At 55.1% G+C, this 21,010-nt stretch carries 19 protein-coding genes; 6 read left to right on the top strand and 13 right to left on the bottom strand.

The window, feature by feature from the left end; all coding sequences use genetic code 11:
- Positions 1-14 precede the first annotated feature (14 nt).
- Positions 15-704, bottom strand: a complete 690-nt coding sequence (locus QWT68_RS13860) for a VOC family protein (protein ID WP_052461665.1) — start codon at positions 702-704, stop codon at positions 15-17.
- A gap of 91 nt (positions 705-795) precedes the next feature.
- A complete protein-coding gene (gene putP, locus QWT68_RS13855; protein ID WP_290148689.1) occupies positions 796-2,280 on the bottom strand; it encodes a sodium/proline symporter PutP in 1,485 nt (494 codons plus the stop codon).
- A 151-nt stretch (positions 2,281-2,431) separates the two neighbouring features.
- On the opposite strand from putP, the gene QWT68_RS13850 reads away from it, so the two are divergent.
- Together QWT68_RS13850 and QWT68_RS13845 are read left to right on the top strand one after the other, a co-directional pair.
- Positions 2,432-2,938: a nucleoside deaminase gene (locus tag QWT68_RS13850; RefSeq protein ID WP_052461664.1), complete on the top strand. Its 507-nt coding sequence runs from the start codon at positions 2,432-2,434 to the stop codon at positions 2,936-2,938.
- Position 2,939: 1 nt separating this feature from the next.
- Positions 2,940-3,305 carry a DUF2188 domain-containing protein gene (locus QWT68_RS13845; RefSeq protein ID WP_040285565.1) on the top strand — a complete coding sequence of 122 codons (366 nt, stop codon included), beginning with the start codon at positions 2,940-2,942 and terminating at the stop codon, positions 3,303-3,305.
- Positions 3,306-3,347: 42 nt separating this feature from the next.
- On the opposite strand, the gene QWT68_RS13840 is transcribed toward QWT68_RS13845, so the two are convergent.
- Together QWT68_RS13840 and QWT68_RS13835 are read right to left on the bottom strand one after the other, a co-directional pair.
- Positions 3,348-4,982: an AMP-binding protein gene (locus QWT68_RS13840; protein WP_290148688.1), complete on the bottom strand. Its 1,635-nt coding sequence runs from the start codon at positions 4,980-4,982 to the stop codon at positions 3,348-3,350.
- Positions 4,983-5,106: 124 nt separating this feature from the next.
- Positions 5,107-6,693, bottom strand: coding sequence for an FMN-binding glutamate synthase family protein (locus QWT68_RS13835; protein WP_290148687.1), 1,587 nt, complete (start codon positions 6,691-6,693; stop codon positions 5,107-5,109).
- 73 nt (positions 6,694-6,766) lie between these two features.
- Between QWT68_RS13835 and nfsA the strand changes: the two genes are divergently transcribed.
- A complete protein-coding gene (gene nfsA / locus QWT68_RS13830) occupies positions 6,767-7,498 on the top strand; it encodes an oxygen-insensitive NADPH nitroreductase (RefSeq protein ID WP_290148686.1) in 732 nt (243 codons plus the stop codon).
- Positions 7,499-7,545: 47 nt separating this feature from the next.
- Positions 7,546-8,718 carry a class I SAM-dependent methyltransferase gene (locus QWT68_RS13825; RefSeq protein WP_290148685.1) on the top strand — a complete coding sequence of 391 codons (1,173 nt, stop codon included), beginning with the start codon at positions 7,546-7,548 and terminating at the stop codon, positions 8,716-8,718.
- Between the two features lie 308 nt (positions 8,719-9,026).
- Here the strand turns inward: QWT68_RS13825 and QWT68_RS13820 are convergent, their stop codons facing one another.
- Positions 9,027-10,421: an L-cystine transporter gene (locus tag QWT68_RS13820; protein WP_040285560.1), complete on the bottom strand. Its 1,395-nt coding sequence runs from the start codon at positions 10,419-10,421 to the stop codon at positions 9,027-9,029.
- Between the two features lie 192 nt (positions 10,422-10,613).
- Between QWT68_RS13820 and QWT68_RS13815 the strand changes: the two genes are divergently transcribed.
- Both QWT68_RS13815 and QWT68_RS13810 read left to right on the top strand, forming a co-directional pair.
- Positions 10,614-11,156 (top strand): GNAT family N-acetyltransferase, encoded by a 543-nt coding sequence (locus QWT68_RS13815; RefSeq protein ID WP_290148684.1) that lies wholly within the window; start codon positions 10,614-10,616, stop codon positions 11,154-11,156.
- Positions 11,157-11,317: 161 nt separating this feature from the next.
- Complete coding sequence (locus QWT68_RS13810; protein ID WP_290148683.1) at positions 11,318-12,943, top strand: MFS transporter; 1,626 nt, start codon at positions 11,318-11,320, stop codon at positions 12,941-12,943.
- Between the two features lie 62 nt (positions 12,944-13,005).
- Here QWT68_RS13810 and QWT68_RS13805 read toward each other — a convergent pair whose 3' ends face one another.
- The 8 genes from QWT68_RS13805 to QWT68_RS13770 all read right to left on the bottom strand — a co-directional run bounded on the left by QWT68_RS13805 (position 13,006) and on the right by QWT68_RS13770 (position 20,400).
- Positions 13,006-13,581, bottom strand: a complete 576-nt coding sequence (locus tag QWT68_RS13805; RefSeq protein WP_144036066.1) for a hypothetical protein — start codon at positions 13,579-13,581, stop codon at positions 13,006-13,008.
- A gap of 18 nt (positions 13,582-13,599) precedes the next feature.
- Positions 13,600-14,265 (bottom strand): Dph6-related ATP pyrophosphatase, encoded by a 666-nt coding sequence (locus QWT68_RS13800; RefSeq protein WP_040285557.1) that lies wholly within the window; start codon positions 14,263-14,265, stop codon positions 13,600-13,602.
- A 469-nt stretch (positions 14,266-14,734) separates the two neighbouring features.
- Positions 14,735-15,289: a hypothetical protein gene (locus QWT68_RS13795; RefSeq protein WP_052461663.1), complete on the bottom strand. Its 555-nt coding sequence runs from the start codon at positions 15,287-15,289 to the stop codon at positions 14,735-14,737.
- Positions 15,290-15,480: 191 nt separating this feature from the next.
- Positions 15,481-15,987 carry a DinB family protein gene (locus tag QWT68_RS13790; protein WP_040285556.1) on the bottom strand — a complete coding sequence of 169 codons (507 nt, stop codon included), beginning with the start codon at positions 15,985-15,987 and terminating at the stop codon, positions 15,481-15,483.
- 285 nt (positions 15,988-16,272) lie between these two features.
- Entirely contained in the window at positions 16,273-16,824 is a 552-nt protein-coding gene (locus QWT68_RS13785; RefSeq protein ID WP_040285555.1) for a PCYCGC motif-containing (lipo)protein, read from the bottom strand.
- A 79-nt stretch (positions 16,825-16,903) separates the two neighbouring features.
- Positions 16,904-18,286, bottom strand: coding sequence for a class II fumarate hydratase (fumC, locus tag QWT68_RS13780; RefSeq protein ID WP_040285554.1), 1,383 nt, complete (start codon positions 18,284-18,286; stop codon positions 16,904-16,906).
- A gap of 127 nt (positions 18,287-18,413) precedes the next feature.
- Positions 18,414-19,712, bottom strand: a complete 1,299-nt coding sequence (locus tag QWT68_RS13775; RefSeq protein WP_040285553.1) for an ABC transporter permease — start codon at positions 19,710-19,712, stop codon at positions 18,414-18,416.
- The gene (locus tag QWT68_RS13770; RefSeq protein ID WP_290148682.1) at positions 19,702-20,400 is read right to left on the bottom strand and encodes an ABC transporter ATP-binding protein; all 699 of its coding nucleotides are present in this window, start codon (positions 20,398-20,400) and stop codon (positions 19,702-19,704) included. Before QWT68_RS13770 ends, QWT68_RS13775 begins: the two co-directional genes overlap by 11 nt.
- Between the last annotated feature and the right edge of the window lie 610 nt (positions 20,401-21,010).

Genomic DNA, 21,010 nt, shown 5'->3' with positions numbered 1-21,010 from the left:
TTTCATGATTGCATTCAAGATTCAGTATGACCCGTTGTCACTGCGGTCAGTCGGTGACGCGGTCCAGCCGCCTCCTGAAACCGGAAACGAATGTTGCCAAGCAGGAAACTGTCAACCGTATCCGGCCGGACATCAAGCAGGCGGCACCAGTTTCCGATAGCGGCCTGCGGATCATCCGTCTCAAGCACGCACTCTTCAATCCGTTCGGAAGCACCGGTCTCCCCGAGGAATCCTTCTTCCATGAGGACATTGCGCCGTGTCTCTTCATCCTCTTCCCATTGGATGAAAAACGGAAACGGCAGCTTATCCGTATAGGATTCCTCTATGAACAGCAGCTTCCATTTTTTCAGGCTGCCCGCTGTACTTTTCCGGGACGCATTCAGAACACCGGATGTCTTGAACCCCGCAGTTGTCAGACGTGCGTCGAGCTGATCGATTCCGTCGGTTGAAAAGCACAGTGTCCCCCAGCCTTCACCGTAGGCTGCCAAGTCATGGAGCAGCAGCCTGACGAGCGGATTGCCGGACTGGCCCGCTGTTTCCGGATCTTCCACTGCCAGCCATTCGATGTAGCCGTTCTGCAAATACTTCAGCGCATTATAGGTGCCCCATTTCTCATGGCTGCCGCCCCGGTACGTCCCTTCGTATTGACCGGCAACCGTGTCCGGTGTTCTCTCGGTGAACCATACTGCATGGTCGAGCTTCATCGCCATTCCCCCTTTTCCACCATCATACAGGACAGACTGACGGAAGCCATATAAAAATGCCGCCCGGCTGGCCGGACGGCGTTTGGTATGCTCAGCGTTCCCGCTTCAGCATGTCAACTGACTCGGTGAACTCACGCTGGATTTCCTTGTTTTCTTTATATGTCGCAAGACTCACGAAATATGTGACGAGCAGGCAGACGATGAATCCCGGAACGATTTCATAGAGCGTGCCGGTCAATGATTCGATATTGCCCCAGACGAATACGACGACCGCCCCCGACACCATCCCGAACAGTGCACCTTTCACCGTCAGTTTGCGCCAGTAGAGCGAAAGCAGGATGATCGGGCCGAACGCGCCGCCGAACCCTGCCCAGGCGAAGGAAACGAGCTTCAGGATGGATTCGTTGTTCGGCCATGCGAGGATCATCGCAATGATTGATACGACCAGTACAGCCATGCGGCCGAGGAACACATATTGCTTATCGGTGCCGTCCGTCTTGATGACCGCTTTGTACAGATCCTCGATCAGTGCGGATGACGTGACAATCAGCTGGGAAGAGATCGTACTCATGACCGCAGCCAGTACCGCCGCAAGCATGATCCCGGCGATGAACGGATGGAAGATGATCTGACCGAGGGCGATGAAGATCGTTTCGGAATCGACCAGTGTTTCACCCGGGTTCTGCTGATAGTACGCAACCCCGACAAGCGCAGTCGCCACGGCACCGGCAAGGCTCAGGATCATCCAGCCGATCCCGATCCGGCGTGCGGATTTCGTTTCCTTGACGGACTTGATGGCCATGAAGCGCACGATGATATGCGGCTGGCCGAAGTACCCGAGCCCCCATGCCAGTGACGAGATGACACCGAGAACAGTAGCTCCTTTGACAAGACTGAGCATGTTCGGATTGACTTCTTTGATGGACGCGGCCGTATCAGGAAGCCCGCCAGTGATGAACACCGCAACGACAGGAACGAGAATAAGTGCTAAGAACATGATGAGTCCCTGGACGAAATCCGTGTAGCTGACGGCGAGGAAACCGCCGAACAGCGTATAGCCGACAACGACGATCGAGACGATGATCAGACCGAGGTGATAGTCCAGTCCGAATGAGCTGAGGAAGAACTTTCCGCCCGCCACCATCCCTGAAGAGACATAGAATGTGAAAAATACTAGGATAATAAGTCCTGATGCGATACGCAGGAGTCTCGACTTGTCTTTCAGACGGTTCTCAAGAAAACTTGGGATCGTGATTGAATCATTCGTAACTTGGGTATAGACCCGGAGACGCGGTGCAACGAAGAACCAGTTCAGATAGGCACCTGTTGTCAGTCCGATCGCAATCCATATTTCGACAAGACCCTTGTCGAAGATGGCACCGGGCAGTCCCAGCAGGAGCCAGCCGGACATGTCCGCAGCTCCGGCACTGAGCGCAGTGACTGCCGGTCCGAGTGAACGGCCGCCGAGCATATAGTCCGTCAAATTGGACGTACGGCGGAATGCATACCAGCCGATGAAAACCATCGCAGCCATATATGCGATGATCGCTATCAATTTATACGTATCCGCTGACATTTGAAATCCCCCTTATATTCTGTATTTTTCCCGGAAGCGTTTTCATCAGCCGCCGGTCAGATTCATTATAAGCAAGTACCTGTAATTGTGCTATCCCTATTTTCGTTTTATTTCCCGGGAAATCGTCCCAAATCGACAAGGAGGCATCATGATGGATCACGAACGTTTTTTGAATGAAGCAGTCCGTCTTGCTAAAGGCAGTGTATTCGAAGGTGGCGGTCCTTACGGCGCTGTCATCGTCCGCGATGGAGAAATCATCGCAAGCGGGGTCAATACCGTGGAAGGTGATCATGACCCGTCCGCCCATGCAGAGATGGCGGCCATCCGCGAAGCATGCAGGGTCATCGCTTCGACAGACTTGTCCAATACGATCCTCTACGCAAGCGGGGAGCCGTGTCCGATGTGCCTTGCCGCTTCCTATCAGGCCAAGATCGGTGAGATCTACTACGCCTGCAGCAAGCAGGAGGCAATGGAAGTCCTGCCGACAGAGGATAAGACCAGGAATTTCTACAGTGACCGCGAAAAACCGGGCCCGCTGCGGGATGTTCCCTTCATGTATATGGAAACACCGCATCGGCTGGAACCATTTGAAGCGGCAGCCAACAGCCGCGGCGGCGCAGCTGCAGAGATGCCGCAAAACCCGTCAGGAGGTGCTTGACATGCCTTGGACAAAAGATGACTACCCGGCCACGTTCAAGAACGAAACTCCCGAAGTGCGCAACAAAGCGATCGAGGTCGCGAATGCGCTGCTGCGGGAAGGATACTCGGAAGGCCGTGCCATTTCCATCGGTTTAGCACAGGCACGTGAAACAATTGAAGGTGATCCGGGCGACAGACCTCATTTCGAGGCGAAGACCGATAACGATGACTGGGTGCTCACGAAGAAAGACAGTTCGTCCGTCATATACCGGGAAACTTCGAAAAAAGATCTGCTGGACAGAGCGAAACCGTACGTAACGGATCATGAAGGGATCCTGACGATCTACCACGCGGACGGAACGGAAGAGGACACACTGTACAAGTGAGTACAGAAAACGCATGCCCGTGACGGGCATGCGTTTTCATGTTCAGTCCGCGGCCGCTGTCTGCGACATCTCCCGCAGTCTGAATTTCTGTATCTTGCCCGATGCGGTCATCGGATACGCATCCGTGAACTGGATATAGCGCGGAATCTTATGGTAGGAGATGGCCCCTTTGCAAAACGCACGGATATCCTTCTCATCCAGAACAACTCCGTCTTTCGGAATGATCCAGGCCATCAGTTCTTCACCGTATTTCTCATCCGGCACACCGACGACCTGCACGTCCGCTACTCCGGGACATGTGTATAGGAATTCTTCAATTTCCCGCGGGTAGATATTCTCCCCTCCGCGGATCACCATGTCCTTGATACGGCCGGTGATATCAAGGTACCCATCCGCATCCAGCTTCGCGATATCCCCTGTGTGCAGCCAGCCGTCTTCATCGATCACTTCCCGGGTCGCTTCAGGATTGTTGTAATAGCCTTTCATGACATGGTAGCCCCGCGTGCAAAGTTCGCCTGCTTCCCCGGTCTCCATTTCCTCGCCTGTGACCGGGTCGACAATCTTCACTTCCACGTGCGGATGCGGCTTCCCGACAGTGGACACACGCTTTTCAATCGGGTCATCCGTCTTCGTCTGGGAAATGACCGGCGATGCTTCCGTCAGCCCGTAACAGATCGTGATTTCATCCGCTCCCATATCCCCGATCACCTGTTTCATCACTTCGATCGGACAGGTCGAGCCTGCCATGATGCCGGTCCTCAAGGAGGAGGTATCGAACTTGCTGAAGTCGGGATGGTTCAGCTCTGCGATGAACATCGTCGGGACGCCATGGAGTGCTGTGCATCTCTCGCCTTCAACGGCCCGCAGGACGCGGAGCGGGTCGAACTGCTCGACGATGACCATCGCTGCCCCGTGTGTGACTGCGGCCAGCGTGCCGAGGACGCAGCCGAAACAATGGAAGAACGGAACCGGGATGCAGACGCGGTCTTCACTTGTCAGCTTCATCGTCCCGCCGATCATACTGCCGTTATTGACGACATTATTATGTGTCAGCATGACGCCTTTCGGAAAGCCTGTCGTTCCGGATGTATACTGAATATTGATGACGTCATCGGGATCCAGGGAATTGAGCCGCTCTTCCAGCTCGCTGTCCTCCACGGAATCCGCATGGCGGAGAAATTCGGACCATTTGTAGATGCCCTGCTCACTCTTCTCTGTCATCAAGATGATGCGCTTCAGATGAGGAAGTTCTTTGCATTCAACACGGCTGCTGTGGGACTGCCGCAGAGACGGACAAATGGATCGGAGGATTTCCAGATAATCCGTCCCCTTGAAGCCTTCATCGAGAATCAGTGTTGTCGCTTCGGATTGCTGCAGCAAGTACTTCAATTCCGCTGCCTGGTAATTCGTATTCACTGTGACCAGGACGGCCCCCATCTTTCCCGTGGCAAACTGACTCAGCAGCCATTGTGGTTTGTTGTCTGACCAGATGGCGACATTCTCCCCTTTTTGGATACCCATCCCCATGAATGCCTTTGCCAGACGATCTGTTTCTTTGTCGAATTCGGAATATGTCTGACGGATCTGCCGTTCGGGGTATACCATTGCCTCTTGTAACGGATACCGTCCCGCCTGCTCCCTCAAGACTGCTCCGACCGTTTTGTTCAGAAGTTCCATTTCCCCATCCCCCCTGTTTTCGACTGATTATCTCCTATGTTATCATATTTTTCAGATTGTGTAGATTATTAATTTATTTTCAAACAAAAACAAGCAGAGGGCAATCCCCCTGCTTGTTTTCCGTTCAGCTATCCTGATTGGTTGTGACAGGTGTTTCAATAGGCAGGACATTCCCGCGCTCATCTTTATAGAAGACATCGCTTCTGGTGAATTTAGTCGGCGAATCCAGTCCGGCCGCTGCCGCAATACGGAACAGGCCTTCCCGCATCGTCAATATATAATTGGTGACACGGAATTTCTTCTCTTCCACCACAAGTCCGCGCTGCAGATGGGGATCCGTTGTCGCAACACCCGCCGGGCACTCGTTCGTATGGCAGCGCTGCGCCATGATACAGCCGACGGAAATCATGAAGCCGCGGGCGATCTGGACGAGGTCCGCTCCCATTGCCAAGGCAATGGCGGCTTTGTCGGGTGTCGTCATCTTGCCGGATGCGATGATTTTCACCCGGTCACGGACACCGTACTTGCGCAGTGCATCGTCCAGCAGCATGAGCGCAGACCTGACGGGCAATCCGACGGAATCGGCCAGATCCTGATAGGTCGCGCCCGAACCGCCTTCCGCCCCGTCGATCGATATGAAATCGGGGCCTTTGCCGGTTTCCTGCATGAACCGGGCGAGCTCCTCGGCTTCCAACTTCCCGCCGATGACAATCTTCATGCCGACCGGCTTTCCGGAATGGTTCCTGATCTTCTCGATGAACTCGAACAGCCCAGGGAAATCATCGAACTGGTTGAACCGGTTCGGACTGTTGATGGTCCGGAAGGGGACGACATTCCTGATTTCTGCGATTTCTTCCGTCACCTTTGCGCCTTCGACATGGCCGCCCCGCATTTTCGCTCCTTGGGCCAGCTTCAGTTCGAATGCCTTCACTTTCGGATTTTCAGCTTTCTCCGTCAGCAGGTCCCAGTCGAACTCCCCTTCTTTCGTCCGGAAACCGAACAGGCCGGAGCCGATCTGTGCGATGATATCCGCATCGCCTGCCAGATGATGCGGCGACAGGCCGCCTTCGCCGGTATTCATCCACGCACCGGTCGCCATGCCGATGCCTTTGGACAGGGCGGTGATCGCATGATCGCCAAGCGCCCCGTAACTCATCGCGGACTGTCCGAGCATACTGCGGACCCGGAACGGATTTGCGCAGTCCGGTCCGATGACGATCGCGTCTTCCTCCGGCAGGAGCCATGGATTCGCTTTGATTTCCTCCCTGTGCTCTTTCCGGGAGAACAGCCCTTCGTCCGTCACCTGGTAGCGCATCGTTTCGATCTGCGTCTCATTGTCCACCCGCATTTCGTCGTTCTGTTTGGTGAACATGGCATTCCGCAAATAGTAGCCGGGCGCCTCGAAATCACGCTTCGACCCGAACCCGATCACGCTGTTCAAGTATTTCCCCGGCATGACCATATGCAAATACTCTTCCCTGCTGAAAGGTTTGCCTTCATTGTCACTGTCGAACAGGTATTGACGAAATTCGGGTCCCACTTTCTCGATCATGTACCGGACACGTCCGAGTATCGGATAATTGCGTAAAATCGCATGCTGTTTCTGTTTCCGGTCGAACAGGAACAGGTAGAGGATGATGGACAGCGGCACAAATATCAGTACGAGAATGACGATCATCGTCGTCATGGATACGCTTTCCAGCCAGCTCATAAGCTTCACTCCTTTTCTCTCTTTCCAATCTGGTGTACCATTGAACTCAACTACTTGTTGGAGGCGAATGAATATGGTGATCGACTTATTGACTTCCCACTCATCCGTGCGCACCTACACCGATGAACCGATTCCTCCAGAAACCGTACGGGAACTGCTCGAAGCCGGGCAGCATGCCGCCAGCTCCCATTTTGTCCAGGCTTGCTCGGTGATCCATCTGACGGACGGATCACTGCGCAAAGCGGTCGGGGACGCGTCCAGGAATCCGCATCAGTTCAACGGGGCCGGAGCCGCCTTCGTCTTTTGCGCGGATTTCACCCGTCTGCAGGCAGCAGCGGCGCTTCACGGTCGCACGATTGACTTCTCACATGCCGAAGCGATGCTTGTCGGAACGGTGGATACAGCCCTTTTCGCACAAAATGTCGCAATTGCCGCAGAGTCGAAAGGCTACGGGATCTGCTATATCGGCGGAGTCCGCAATAACCCAGAGGAAATCAGCAGGATGCTCGGACTGCCAGCGGGCACCGTTCCGCTATTCGGCATGACGATCGGCGTGCCGGCCAAACGCAACGAGGTGAAACCGCGCCTGCCGCTCGATGCCGTCCTTCATGAGAATATGTATGATGCCGGCAAGTACGACGCCCTGCTTCCACAATATGACGAAACCATGCAGGAGTATTACGGCTCCCGGAGTTCCAATCAGAAGCAGGCCGGCTGGACGGAGCAGATGGCGGATTTCCTGGAGACTGCCCAGCGTCCCTATATGAAGGAATACCTGCAGAGCAAGGGGTTTCTCCTTGACTGACATTCCCTCTAGTCTTCCCTACCTCACTTGCAAAGGAGTCAAACCTTATGGAATTTGAACAAGTAATCACGGATTTGGCGAAACGGCTGACCGACGGGTCGTTCATCCGTGCGACATTCAGCCAGCCCCGGACAAAAGAGGAAGGCCTGCTGCGCATCAAGGCGAAGCCCATCGAGCTGAAAGGCGAGCTGTTCATCCAGTTCGAGGAGCAGTTTGAACGGGTGCTGAAGCATCACAATATTTCGGAGGATGGGCTGGAGCTCTTCCTGACGAATGCGCTCATGCGGTTCCGCCAAGTGCAGGCCGAGTTCACGGATGAGACCGTGCAGGTGCAGCTCTCCAAGAAGTTCAAGATCTCCTGGAAATCGAGCGCTGCGGCGTCATCGAAAGTGCCGGACCTTTCCCACAACCGGAAGAAGAATTATTTGCTGGAGGACGGCAGACCGTATCCGTTCCTGATCCGGCTCGGTGTCCAGACAGCGGACGGGCAGGTGAAGAAGCAGAAGCATGATAAGTTCCGGCAGATCAACCGGTTCATCGAATTCATCGACGATGCGCTCACCCATCTGCCGACCGGCCGGCCGGTGCGCATCCTCGATTTCGGTTCCGGCAAATCGTATTTGACATTCGCTCTCTACCATTATCTCCGGATTGAGAAAGGGCTCGATATCCGGGTGACCGGACTCGATCTCAAGAAGGAAGTGATCGAGGAATGCCGGGAGATTGCCAAGGATCTCGGCTATGAGCAGCTCGAATTCCTGGTCGGGGACATCAACGATTATGAAGGCGATACGGCGGTCGACATGGTCGTCACGCTGCATGCATGCGATACGGCAACGGACATGGCGCTTGCCCGCGCAGTCCGCTGGGGGGCGAGTGTGATTTTGAGTGTACCTTGCTGCCAGCATGAACTGTTCAAGCAGCTGCAGGCTCCGGAACTTGACGTGATGCTGCAGCACGGGCTCATCAAGGAACGGTTCGCAGCACTCGCGACCGATTCGCTCCGCGCCGAGCTGCTGACGCTCGCCGGCTACGAGACGCAGCTGCTGGAATTCATCGATATGGAACACACACCGAAAAACATTCTGATCCGCGCCTACCGTTCGGACAAGCAAGTGACGGCGGACGCAGCAGAAAGGTACAAAGCATTCCGCCGTCTGCTGCACGCCCGGCCGTTCTTGGAACGCGAGTTAAAGCTGGATATATTGAAGGAAGATTGACTGGAGACGGGTCCCGCTGTGGCTGGGCCCGTTTTTTTGGTGTGCCCGGGGCTTGAGCGTTTCAAGAAAGGAAGATATGAGCGGTTTGGTCGGGGAATGGAGCGGTTCTGGAGTGGAAATGAGCGGTCAAGGAACAAAATGGAGCGGTTCGCGGGCCGAATGGAGCGCTTAGCCGTAAGATAGGAGCGGTTCGGTCGGGGAATGGATCGCTTCCCCGGTCTGCAGTATTTACTTTGCAAGCCGCCCGATCGTTGCATGCCATCCAAGGCAAAAAGCCGCACTCGTCATGGAGTGCGGCTTTTGTCTGTTCACAATTCGGATACAGCTGGATCGCGGGGCATCGCTTCACCGTATTGCTCGGTGTCGAGTTCTCCCGTTACCCGGGCGGCGGTCACACCGGCGGTCATGGAGCCGCTGACATTCAGTGCAGTCCGGCCCATATCGATGAGCGGTTCGACCGAGATCAGGATGCCGGCAAGGGCGATCGGCAGGTTCAATGCCGACAGGACGAGAATGGCCGCGAATGTGGCACCGCCTCCGACGCCCGCCACACCGAAGGAGCTGATGGCGACGACGGCAACCAGTGTGATGATGAACTGCGCATCGATCGGCTGGCCGACGGTAGGAGCGATCATGACCGCGAGCATCGCCGGATAGATACCGGCACAGCCGTTCTGCCCGATCGAGAGGCCGAACGAGCCCGCAAAGTTCGCAATCCCTTCCGGCACGCCGAGACGGGTCGTCTGCGTAGTCAGGGTCAGCGGGAGAGTTCCCGCACTGGATCGGGATGAAAACGCGAACAGGAGTGTGTCGCCCGCTTTCTTCACGTAGTTGAGCGGGTTCAGGCCTGTGAGGGCGAGAATCGCCAAGTGGACTGCAAACATGACGATCAATGCGGCATAGGAGGCGCCGACAAATTTGCCGAGGTTAACGATTGCACCGTAGTCGGACACGGCGACTGTCCGCGCCATGATGGCAAGGATTCCGTACGGCGTCAGACGGAGGACGATTTTGACGACGGCCATGATGAGTGCGTACACCGCGTCAATGCCTTTCTGGACGACCGCTGCCTGTTCAGGCTGTTTCCTGCGGACGGCCAGGAAGGCGAAGCCGAGGAAGGCGGCAAAGATGACAACACCGATGGTCGATGTCGGGCGGGCACCTGTGAAGTCGAGGAACGGATTCGCCGGCAGCAGATCGAGCAGCTGATCAGGCAGCGCCTTATCGGCCACAGTCGAGGCTGTCTCTTCGAGGGAGATTCCCCGGGCGGCTTCCGCTTCCCCCTGCACAATCTGTTCAGCATTCAGGTTGAACAGCAAGGCGGATCCGATACCGAGCATGGCAGCAATCGCTGTCGTCCCGATGAGCATGCCGAGAATGACAGCGGCCTGCTTCCCGAAGTTTTTGCCCGCTGCCACTTTCGTGAAGGCCGTAAGGATGGAAATGAAGACAAGCGGAACGACGATCATCTGCAGCAGCTTGATATAGCCGGTTCCGATGATGTTGAACCAGGGGATCGAGTTCTGGAGTGCCGCCCCGTCTGCTCCGTAGCTGATGTGAAGTACGATTCCGTACACGATTCCGAGCCCGAGCCCTGTAAACACCCGTTTCGAAAATGAAACATGCCTGCGGTTCATCCAAAATAGGATTCCTGCCAGTACCAACAGGCCCGCAACGTTGAGCAGGATATATCCGATATCCATGGTGAGTCCCCCTTTAGTTATTCAAGTTATGTTTTTCTGACTCCATTTATATTATGTACTTAATTCCGATATGTCAACTAGGTTTTAAGTTTTTTTCATTCCGCCTCACAATTTCTTTGAAAATATCTGCACTGAAATTGAGGAATGGCAGCTTTTTGGTACAATGAAAGGATTACAGAATGGGGGATGTCTATGTTTGTCATGAAAGTCTCGGAAACCGTGTCACTGAAACTGCTGGAACAGGAGGATGCGGAGGAACTGTTCCAGACGGTCCACAGCTCACGCGGTCACTTGCGGGAATGGCTGCCGTGGGTCGATGGCGCGCTGTCGCCGGAGAGCTACCGCCCCGTTATCACCATGTGGCTGCAGCAGTTTGCCGGCCATGACGGGTTCCAGGCGGGTATTGTGGTGGATGGAGAACTTGCCGGCATGGTCGGGTTCCATACCATCAATTGGACGAACCGCAGTACGAGCATCGGCTATTGGCTCGCAGACGGACATCAGGGGAAAGGGGTCATGACCGCTGCTGTCGGCGCCCTGCTGGACTACGCGTTCACGGTCTACAAACTGAACCGGGTCGAGATCCGCTGCGGGACGGAGAATTTGAAGAGCCGGGCAATCCCCGAACGGCTGGGGTTCCGGCTGGAAGGGATCCAGCGGGACGGCGAGTTCCTGTACGATCACTTCCATGACTTGGCGGTCTACAGCATGCTGGCGGCAGACTGGAAGGTATGAGATCCGGCAGACCGCTGTTGCAGGTGAGGTGGCTTCGCTGCCTGCTGAACTTGTAATCTTGCGTTTATCTTACGTTCACCTGCGGGTGGTACAGTAGGTAGATAAGATGATTTCCAGCGAGCAGCAAGTACAGCTGCAGCAAGTTACCAGATGGAGGTGTAATGAACATAGCAGCGGAAAAAACTTCGAAAGTCAATATTGGATTTGTCGTCCTGCTGGTCGGTGTATTCATGGCGGCGCTCGACAACGGGATCATCAGTGCAGCGCTTACGACCATCAACTCTTCCTTCGATGTGAGCGCAACGCAAGGGTCCTGGGGCATTACGCTATACACATTGGGTCTGGCCGTGATGACACCGATTGTCGGGAAACTCGCCGACCGGTATGGCCGGAAAAAATTATTCCTGATTGAAATCGCAATCTTCACGATCGGGTCCCTCGGGGTCGCACTCAGTCCGAACTTCAGTCTGTTCCTGGCAGCCCGTCTGTTCCAGTCATTCGGAGGTGGCGGGATCTTCATCATCGCGAGTTCCCATGTCCTCAGTACATTCACGAAAGAGAAGCAGGGCAGCATGCTCGGCCTGCTCGGCGGCATGAACGGGATTGCGTCTGTCGTCGGTCCGAATATCGGGAGTTTCCTGATCGACCTGACCGGCAACTGGCACTGGCTGTTCCTCATCAACGTGCCGATCGGGATTGCGCTGGTGGTGTTCGGGATCTTCTCCCTGCACGAAACGAAATCATATGTCATGTCGAAGATCGACTTCCTCGGCATCAGCCTGCTGTCGTTCTCGATCCTCAGCATCATGTTTGCTGTGAATAATATCGGTCAGGGCGGTTCGTTCACTGAAGACGCGGCGAAATGGAGCGTTCTCGGATTGCTGCTGCTCGGTATTGCAGTCTTCGCAGTGCTGATTTACGTCGAGAAACGGAATGAGCGAGGGGATGCCATCGACCCGATCCTCCCCTACAGCCTGCTGCGCAAACCGACGTATGCAATGACCATGGTTATGGGACTGCTGTCCGGTACGTTCATCGGCGCGATCATTTTCATCCCATCATTCGCCCAGCAGATCCTCGGCATTTCCGCCGCGAAATCCGGGTATTGGATGACTCCTCTCGCGCTCGCATCTGGAATCGGCGCGGGCGGAGGCGGTTACTTTGTGGATAAAAAAGGTCCTTTGAAAACGCTCATTTTCGCTGGATTGATCGGCATCATCGGATTCGGCGGTCTCGGCCTCTTCACGGAGACGAAGCTGACGTTCATCATCTTCTCTGTCATTGCAGGGATCGGATTCGGTTTCGTCCTCGGCGCCCCGCTGACCGTGCTGACATCCAATGCGGCCGGCACGCAGAAGGGATCCGCCATCGGCACGCTGTCCGTCGCCCGGCAGATCGGCCTGACGATTTCCCCCACCATTTTTGCGGTATTCATCCAGAACGGGTTCAGCAAGATCGGTGACCTGATTCCGCAGAAACTGAAAGAGCACGGTGTCAATCCGGCCGATATGCCGGCCGGTTCGATGGAGCAGATCCAGGGCGGCAGCTATGGCGATCTCCAATCGAAGATCGACAAGATCCCGTCGCCGGATGTCCGCGATGCCATCCACGAAGCGTTCCAGCAGGCGGCCCATCAGGCTTATGAACCGATCTACATCACGACGGCCGTGATGGCGCTGCTGATCATCGTGATCACCGTCCTGTTCAGCAGGCAGTATAAGCAGGATGCTGCGGACAGTGAACGGCTGGAGGCAGAGGAACAGCAGCTGGCCGCTTCTGGTCAATGAACAAGAAGACCCCCGCCCGGGACCTGGATCCCGGGTGGGGGTTTTGCATGCATAGGATCTGCCTACTTCGGCCATTCCGCCTTCACGAGGAGGCATCTGTCATTCTCCTGCAGACGGGCGAGCATGTCTTCATCCGACGGGTAGACGGTTTCGACACGGCCGCTCGCAGAGACGATATAATAAGCGAGTACCGCCGCTTCCCCTTTTTTCAGGACGAGTTCCTTCTCGAAGGCAGGTGCAAGCGCCGACCCGCCAGGCATCGCTTCGAGCTCCGGCATCAGCCGCTCTTCCGTCCCGCTGAACAGCAGCCGTTCGGGTGTGTGGTCGTCCGCCGGCTGCACACCGAACCCGATATGGGCCGGCCGGTCGTCTCCGCCGATCCATGCCGTTTCTCCAAGTGTTGCAACAAAGTTCCCCTGTTCGAACTGTTCCAGTGACAGCTGGATCGTCTCACCTGCGGGCAGTCCTTTCTCCGATGTGAAGTGGAGGGCATCCACCCCGCCCGCTGCATAGATCAGCTGCTGTTCGTCTTCGGTCAGCGGACGGTGTGTGAACGTGACGGATTTCGTTCCGAAACACCCTGCCAGCAGGCTGCCGCACAGCAGAAGAAGCACCGTTCCTGCCATGATCCGTTTCACATGCATCCCCTTTGTCTGTTAGTCGGCCTCCGCAATGTGCGTCGGCAGGAATAGATAATTCCCGTGTGTCACTGCTTCACCGAACCGGAGCGGAATCCGGCTGCTGAAAATCGGCCCGTCCGCAACGACAGTATGGAATTCCCCCGCTTCCCCGCAGCTGTCGATTCCGAGCTGTTCGAGTTCATCCATCAGACTGACGGTGAACCGCCGGCCGAGGAACTCTGCGGGCATCCTTGCAGTGTCGATGACAATAATATACGCTTCGAACCCCGCGCTGATGAATTCTTCGAGCAATTGCCGCCGGGGGATATCCCACAGCGGGTGCAGCGCCGTCACCCCGGCGCGCCCGCTCATCTGCCGGACCCACGTGCGGTGATCCTCCAGATCGATGTCCCCGAACACACCGAAGCGGATCCCGTCGTTTGCCGACTCCTGCATTGCATCGATGAATTGGGCTTCGTACGTTTCCCATGACGCCCGCCGTTTTACGAACGGGGCACCGAGGCTGCCGGCCTGCGCACGGAGGACCGCTTCCGGCAGGGCATGGGAGCGCGAACGGTCCGCCTCCTCTTCGAACATGGTCCAGACGCGTGCGAGCTCATCCCCTTGCTGCACCGCTTTATAGACAGCCATGGCGGAGTCCTTGCCGCCGCTCCAGGACGCTGTGAATTTTCTGTTGGTCATGCTGCATTCCTCCTTCTGCTTCGATGCTCCCAGTATAGCAGACGGCAGCAGGGTGGGCGGTGGAGGAACGTGAGCACTTTTTACGCGGGGTAATGAGTACTGGTGCAGCTGGCGCAGTTCTTGTACGGCTCCACAGAAAACGCGGAGTGAAACGGAGCCACAAGCAGGTCTTTGACTTGCCTTTTTCTTAGCGGCTGGGCGGCACGGCTGGCAGTGGAGCCGGACGCGGGCGGGAATGATTACTTTCGCGGGTTTATGAGCGCTAATCTGGGTTTATGATCACTTTTGCTGGGTTATGAGCGGAAACTGGGATTTATGATCACTTTCACCGGTTTATGAGCGGAAACTGAGATTTATGATCACTTTGCCAGGTTTATGAGCGGAAACTGGGATTTATGATCACTTTCAGCAATTCTCGACGGACTGCATTGGAAAACCCTCCGGCTGCAGGGCAGCGGGAGGGTTCATGTCAGTCGGCCATTGCTGTTTCGGCCGCCGCCAGCCCTTCATAGACGACCCGGTCGTGTTCGAAGGATTTTTCATATGTGCGGAGTCCGTGGATCTGCATCTCGTTCAGGCGCTTCGGGTCCACCAGTCTGCACATCCGGTTCATGCGGGATGCGTTGTGCCAGGCGGTTTGTTCGAATGCGTAATCCCGTTCATTTTCGTCGATGAGTTTCTTCATCAGCGGCATACTCCGGGATAGTTCGCGCCAGCTGTACCGACGCTTCAAGTCAATGATCTCACGCGTCTGCGGCAGTGAATCAAGAAGCGCTTTTCTGTCCATGGCGTGGCCAAGTTCATGCAGCGTCAGTGCTGTGACATACTCCAGAAGCGGCAGCGGTTCTTCCATTTCCAACCTCGCTTCGCACAGCCGCTCTATGTCGACTAAAATACAATGGTCGATGAAGTCATACATCATGTTGACGCCAGTCGTCTGTTCAATGATATCCAGCTCCATACTCACAGCTGCCATCGTCGTGCGGATTGTCCCGAGGATCTGTTCATTCAATTGTTCGTTCATTCTCTTCCCTTGCTCTCTCTATATATCGTCCTTCCAATCGTGTGAAAGGTACTATGTCAGTATAGTATATGCAGAGGAAATTACAATACTACATGTAAAATGTCACAATTTCTTCAACACATTTCTATCCAAAGTTCATAGAACAAAAAGCAGCCCCTGCATCTTACGCAAGGGGCTGTCTTATAATATAGTCAAATCGCCTTTTGCAGCTGCAGTGACTCGATTGTGTCCCGCAGCTGCTTCAGGTGCCGTTTTTCGTGAAGACCGACGAACGGGAACCATTGGCAGAGAGGAATCTGGCCGAAGATCGGATGCTTGAATGATTTGGCCATCAGGCAGTCCTTATTGCTGCTGTCATAGACGTCCAGCAGGAACAGACGGGAATTGTGCAGTTCCTGTTTCATTTCACAAAGCGTTTTGAATGTATCGGAAGGAACAGTGCGTTCCGGTGCGTCGACTTTGATGATCCGGTTGGTGGAAATGGAAATCGGTTTTTTCATCGCTTTCGGACTGTCTGGATTTTTCAATTCCTTGGCGACATTCGATGCGATCAGTGTTTCCATGAGCGAGAGATGCTCGAGGATCTGCTTCGGCGACCAGCCGCCGTCCGCAGGTTTCCGGTTGAACTCCTCGTTGGTCAGTCCTGCGACTGCCTGCAGTATTTTTTTGCGTATTTTGTTATTGCCTTCAAAAACCATTGTACCCCTCCTACGCAGTGTTCACGTCTGCATACTCTCAAAAAATCTATTAGCAAGCATACGCCCATCCATACGAAAAAGGAACCCCATTTCATACTGTCAGAATAGTAAATATCCGTCCTTTTCCCGCTCGCATGACAATGATCATAGACCACCTGTGAACGGAATACAACCATAATGGTTCAAGCCCGTCCTGAAAGGGTTTTCAGGTGTTTTCAGTACACCCGGATTACGTCGTTCTGCACGCAAAAACAGGCCCTCCGGAGAGGACCTGTTCTGTTCGGTTCATGCAGGCATCGGCGTGTCAGTCGGACGCGCGTAGCCTTCCTTATAATCGCTGTCGATTTTCTCCCGGATTTCCTTCAGCGTTTTTCCTTCTTTCGCCATGGTTACCGATTTGACCGCGATCTCCACACAGACGTTGCAGCGGGTGCCGTGATCATCCCAGACGACCGCGCCGTCTTCCCGGATTTCATCGACAAAACAGTTCAGGTTGCTGCCGTGCGCTGCGCTGTCCGCGCATCCGCAGTAGCAGGGCATCCACTTCAGGATATCCTCCGCATTGCCTGCGACTTGGTAGACGAGCTGCAGGTCTTCGGATTTCTCCGCAAGGAAAGCCGGCAGCTCATCAGCGGATGCTGTAACCTGCAGCAGGTCACCGTTCGGCAGCTGCTGCTGTTCCCCGACAGCAAGATCTGCGCCTTTGCTCTGTTGGACGGCACTGCTGTCTGCCGCACCTGTGCCGCCATGCTCGTGGACCGGTTTTGCCGCTTCCTTGCCGCAGGCTGTCAGGACCAGCAAGGACGCAAGAATGAGGGGCATGAATAGTTTTTTCATCATGTCGACTCCTTTTCCATGGTTGTCCGTTCAGCATACCGCAAATCACCGGGGCGTGCGGTTACAACTTTGTGGCGGCTCAGCGTCCGGTCATTTTCGACGGATCGACCCACTCGTCGAATTGCTCTTCCGTCAGAAGGCCGGTCTTCAGGGCCGCTTCTTTGAGTGTCGTGCCTTCCTTATGTGCAGTCTTTGCGATCTTCGCAGCATTTTCATACCCGATATGCGGGTTCAGTGCTGTCACGAGCATCAGGGAGTTTTTGACTTTGCGGTCGATCTCTTCCCGGTTCGGTTCGATGCCGACGGCGCAGTTGTCATTGAAGCTGACCATGCCATCTGCCAGCAGTTTCGCCGTCTGCAGGAAATTGAAGATGATGACCGGCTTGAAGACGTTCAGCTCGAAGTTCCCCTGGCTTGCTGCGAAGCCGATTGTTGCGTCGTTCCCCATCACTTGCGCGACGACCATCGTCAGGGCTTCGCTCTGCGTCGGGTTCACTTTGCCCGGCATGATCGAACTTCCCGGCTCGTTTTCAGGGATCGTGATTTCACCGATGCCGGAACGCGGACCGCTTGCCAGCCAGCGCACGTCGTTTGCGATTTTCATGAGGTCCGCAGCGAGTGCTTTCATGGCACCATGTGTATAGACGACTTCATCATAGCTCGTCAGCGCATGGAACTTGTTTTCGGCCGATGTGAACTGGATGCCGACCGACTTCGTGATCTCCTCCGCCACTTTGTCGCCGAATCCTTTCGGTGCGTTCAAGCCCGTTCCGACCGCCGTACCGCCGATTGCCAGTTCTTTCATCGACTGGACACTGTCTTTCAGCATCTTTTCGGTCTTTTCGAGCATCCGGTGCCAGCCGCTCATTTCCTGGCCGAGCGTCAGCGGGGTTGCGTCCTGGAGGTGCGTCCGTCCGATCTTGATGATGTCCATGAAGGCTTCGGATTTTTCGCCCAGTGTTTTCTTCAGTTTCTCGAGCGCCGGAAGCAGTTCCCGCTCGACGGCGATCACACCCGCCACATGGAGGGCTGTCGGGAATGTATCGTTCGAACTCTGCGATTTGTTGACGTCGTCGTTCGGATGGAGACGTTCTTCGCTGCCCCATTCTTCGAGGAGCTGGTTGCCGCGGTTTGCGAGCACTTCGTTCATATTCATATTCGACTGTGTGCCGCTGCCTGTCTGCCAGACGACAAGCGGGAAGTGTTCATCCCACTTTCCTGCAAGCACTTCATCCGCTGCCTGTGCGATCGCTTTCATCTTCGGTTCGGACAGGTTGCCGAACGAGTGGCTTGCGATGGCTGCCGACTTCTTCAGATGCGCGAATGCCCGGATGATGCCGGTCGGAATGCGCTCGCCGCCGATTTTGAAGTTCTGCTTACTGCGCTGCGTCTGTGCGCCCCACAGTTTGTCCGCAGGGACTTGAATTTCACCAAATGTATCGTGTTCAATGCGGTACTCCATCCTGAAAACCCCTTTTCGCAAATAATTTCACTCTCTTTCTATCATGCCGCAACTCGGCGGCAAAATCAAAGATATTCGATAGGGGATGAATGCAGAAAAGCCCGCCGGGAACGAAGCGGGCCTTACATTACAGTTCCTGGCGAAGCGCATCGATGACATCGATCTGTGTCGCTTTGCGGGCAGGTCTCCACCCGGATACCATCGCAACCGAGAGACTGATGGCCGAAGCGATCAGCACGAGCTGCCATGGGATGATCGAGAAGGTCACATTCAGTTCACTGAATTCCTCTTCGCCGAGCGCAGCGCCGACAATGAGCGGGAGGATATAATTGGCGAGCAGGCTGACGCCGTATGACAGAATGACCGCAATCACCGTACCGATCAGACCGATCCACGCACTTTCCAGGAGGAACAGCCGCTGGATGAGTTTCGGCTTCGCGCCGAGTGCTTTCATCACACCGATTTCACGCGTCCGCTCCGTCACCGCCATCGTCATCGTGTTGAAGATGCCGATCGACGAGATCAGGATGGCGATCGTACCGACGAAGATCAGACCTGCCTTCAGGGCAAGGAAGAAGACGTCGATCTGATCGAGTTCCTCGGATATCGAATAGACGTCATAGCCATCGTCCTTCAGTGTCTGCGTAATCGATTTCACATGTTCGAGTTCATCCGCATAGACATTGAGGTTCTGTCCGAACAGTGGATCGCTGTTTTCTTCCGACACTCCGTCCTGATAGATTGTCTCAAGCTCCGGGATGAGCGCAGCGTCGGCGTATACACGGTTATCCTGGATGAAATCCTTGGCAGGGGCTTTTGCGATGCCGACAATCGTCAGTTCCACGGGCTTGCCGAATGACTGGTCTTTCATGTAGTCGCCGAGTTCGTACGTGAATGTTTTGCCGAGCAGAGGCTCTTTATACGTCGGCAATTCCGGGTCCTCGGCCGTTGCGTCATCTGTCTTCTCTTGGGCAGCTTCTTCATCAATGAGGCTTATTGCGAAGTCATGACCGACGACGACTTCATGCGCGTCTTCCGGCAGCCGCCCTTCATCGAGCGCAAACCCGGCTTTCGCCTCTTCCTCAAAATCAGAGACCGACAGTGTACTGTGGCCGGTGAAGCCGTCGAGCTCCATCTTCTGCCAGGCTGTGACACTCTGACGCAGCACGACCGCATTGACATGCCCGATCTTCTTCATGTTTTCCGCTTTCTCTGCATTCAAATCTTGCGCATACACCTCGATCTGCGTGACGAGCCGGTTGTCGAGGATTTCCTTGCGCAGCGTGTCCTGGATGCCGAAGCCGACGGACGCCAGGATGATGAGGAAAGCCGTCCCCATTGTAGCGGCGAGCACCGTCATGAACACACGCAGCCGGTTCTTCCGGATATGCTGCCGGACAAAATCGAACTGGTCCTTAACCTGCATGACGGGCACCTCCTGCAAGAAGCACGCCATCGTGCATCTGATAGACCCGGTCCGCCGTGTCGGCCACTTCGTCGTCATGCGTGATGATGACGAACGTGATGCCGCGTGTCTTGTTCAGCGACCGGATGAGGGTCAGGATTTCCTGCTCGGTTTCCGAGTCGAGACTGCCCGTCGGTTCATCCGCAAAAATGACCGGCGGATTCGTAATCAATGCGCGCGCGATGCTGACCCGCTGCTGCTGGCCGCCCGACAGCTCATTCGGGTAATGATCGCGGACTCCCTGCAGGCCGACCTGCTTCAGCAGTTCCGTCACTTCTGCGCGACGCACCGTCCGGCTAACCCCTTTCAGCTTGAGCGGCAGTTCGATATTCTCAAACGTCGTCAAGCCGGGCATGAGCTGGAAGTTCTGGAAGATGAAACCGAACTGATCAAGCCGGAACGCCGCGCTTTCGGTCTCATTAAACCCCGAAGTCACCGTTCCGTTCACTGTGATCGTACCGGATTCCGGCTTCAGGAAGCCTGCCAGTATGTGCAGCAGTGTCGATTTGCCGGAACCGCTCCGGCCGACGATCGAGACGATCTCCCCTCTGCCCACTTCGAGCGTCAGGTCTTTCAGGACCGGCACCGGCCGCTCCTTGCCCTTCTTTCCTATTTTGAATGAATGTGATATATGTTCTGCTTTGATCACCATTGTGTCCCCCTTGGTTTTGCTGATAGACCAAGTATGACAGGCAAATCTTTAGATAAAGTGTGCAGGGAAATGAAGAAATTCTTAAGATTGGAAGAGTCGCGCAGGGGGAGGTGCATTGCGCCGCGGCCGAGGGGCGCTGGAGGACTGAATTGTGAAGTTATGAGCACTGGAACGTGGTTTATGATCACTTTTTTTGATTTATGATCACTTCGGAGAGTTTATGAGCGGAAACCTGTGTTTATGATCACTTTCGCTGATTTATGAGCGGTTTGACCAGGTTTATGATCACTTTGCTCTTGGCAGCACTCCCCGTCCCCGATCTCGCCTCAGAAAATATGAGCGCAGCGGAGCCGGCAAGCCAGCCCTTGACTTCTTCATTTTGCGCGGCCCGGGAGTTTGAAGTTGCAGCAGTTGAGCCGCGGCCGAGGGGCACTGGAGGACTGAATTGTGAAGTTATGAGCGCTTGGGTGTGGTTTATGATCACTTTTTTGATTTATGATCACTTTGGGGAGTTTATGAGCGGTTTGGCGCGGTTTATGAGCACTTTCAAGTTTTTCATGAAGGTTCCTCCATAACAAAAACTGCCGCTCCCCAGTTCAGGGAGCGG

The organism is Sporosarcina trichiuri, from assembly GCF_030406775.1.
Lineage (GTDB): Bacteria > Bacillota > Bacilli > Bacillales_A > Planococcaceae > Sporosarcina > Sporosarcina trichiuri.
Note: the sequence above shows the minus strand (reverse complement) of the source record. Positions and strands in the feature narration are given on the sequence as shown.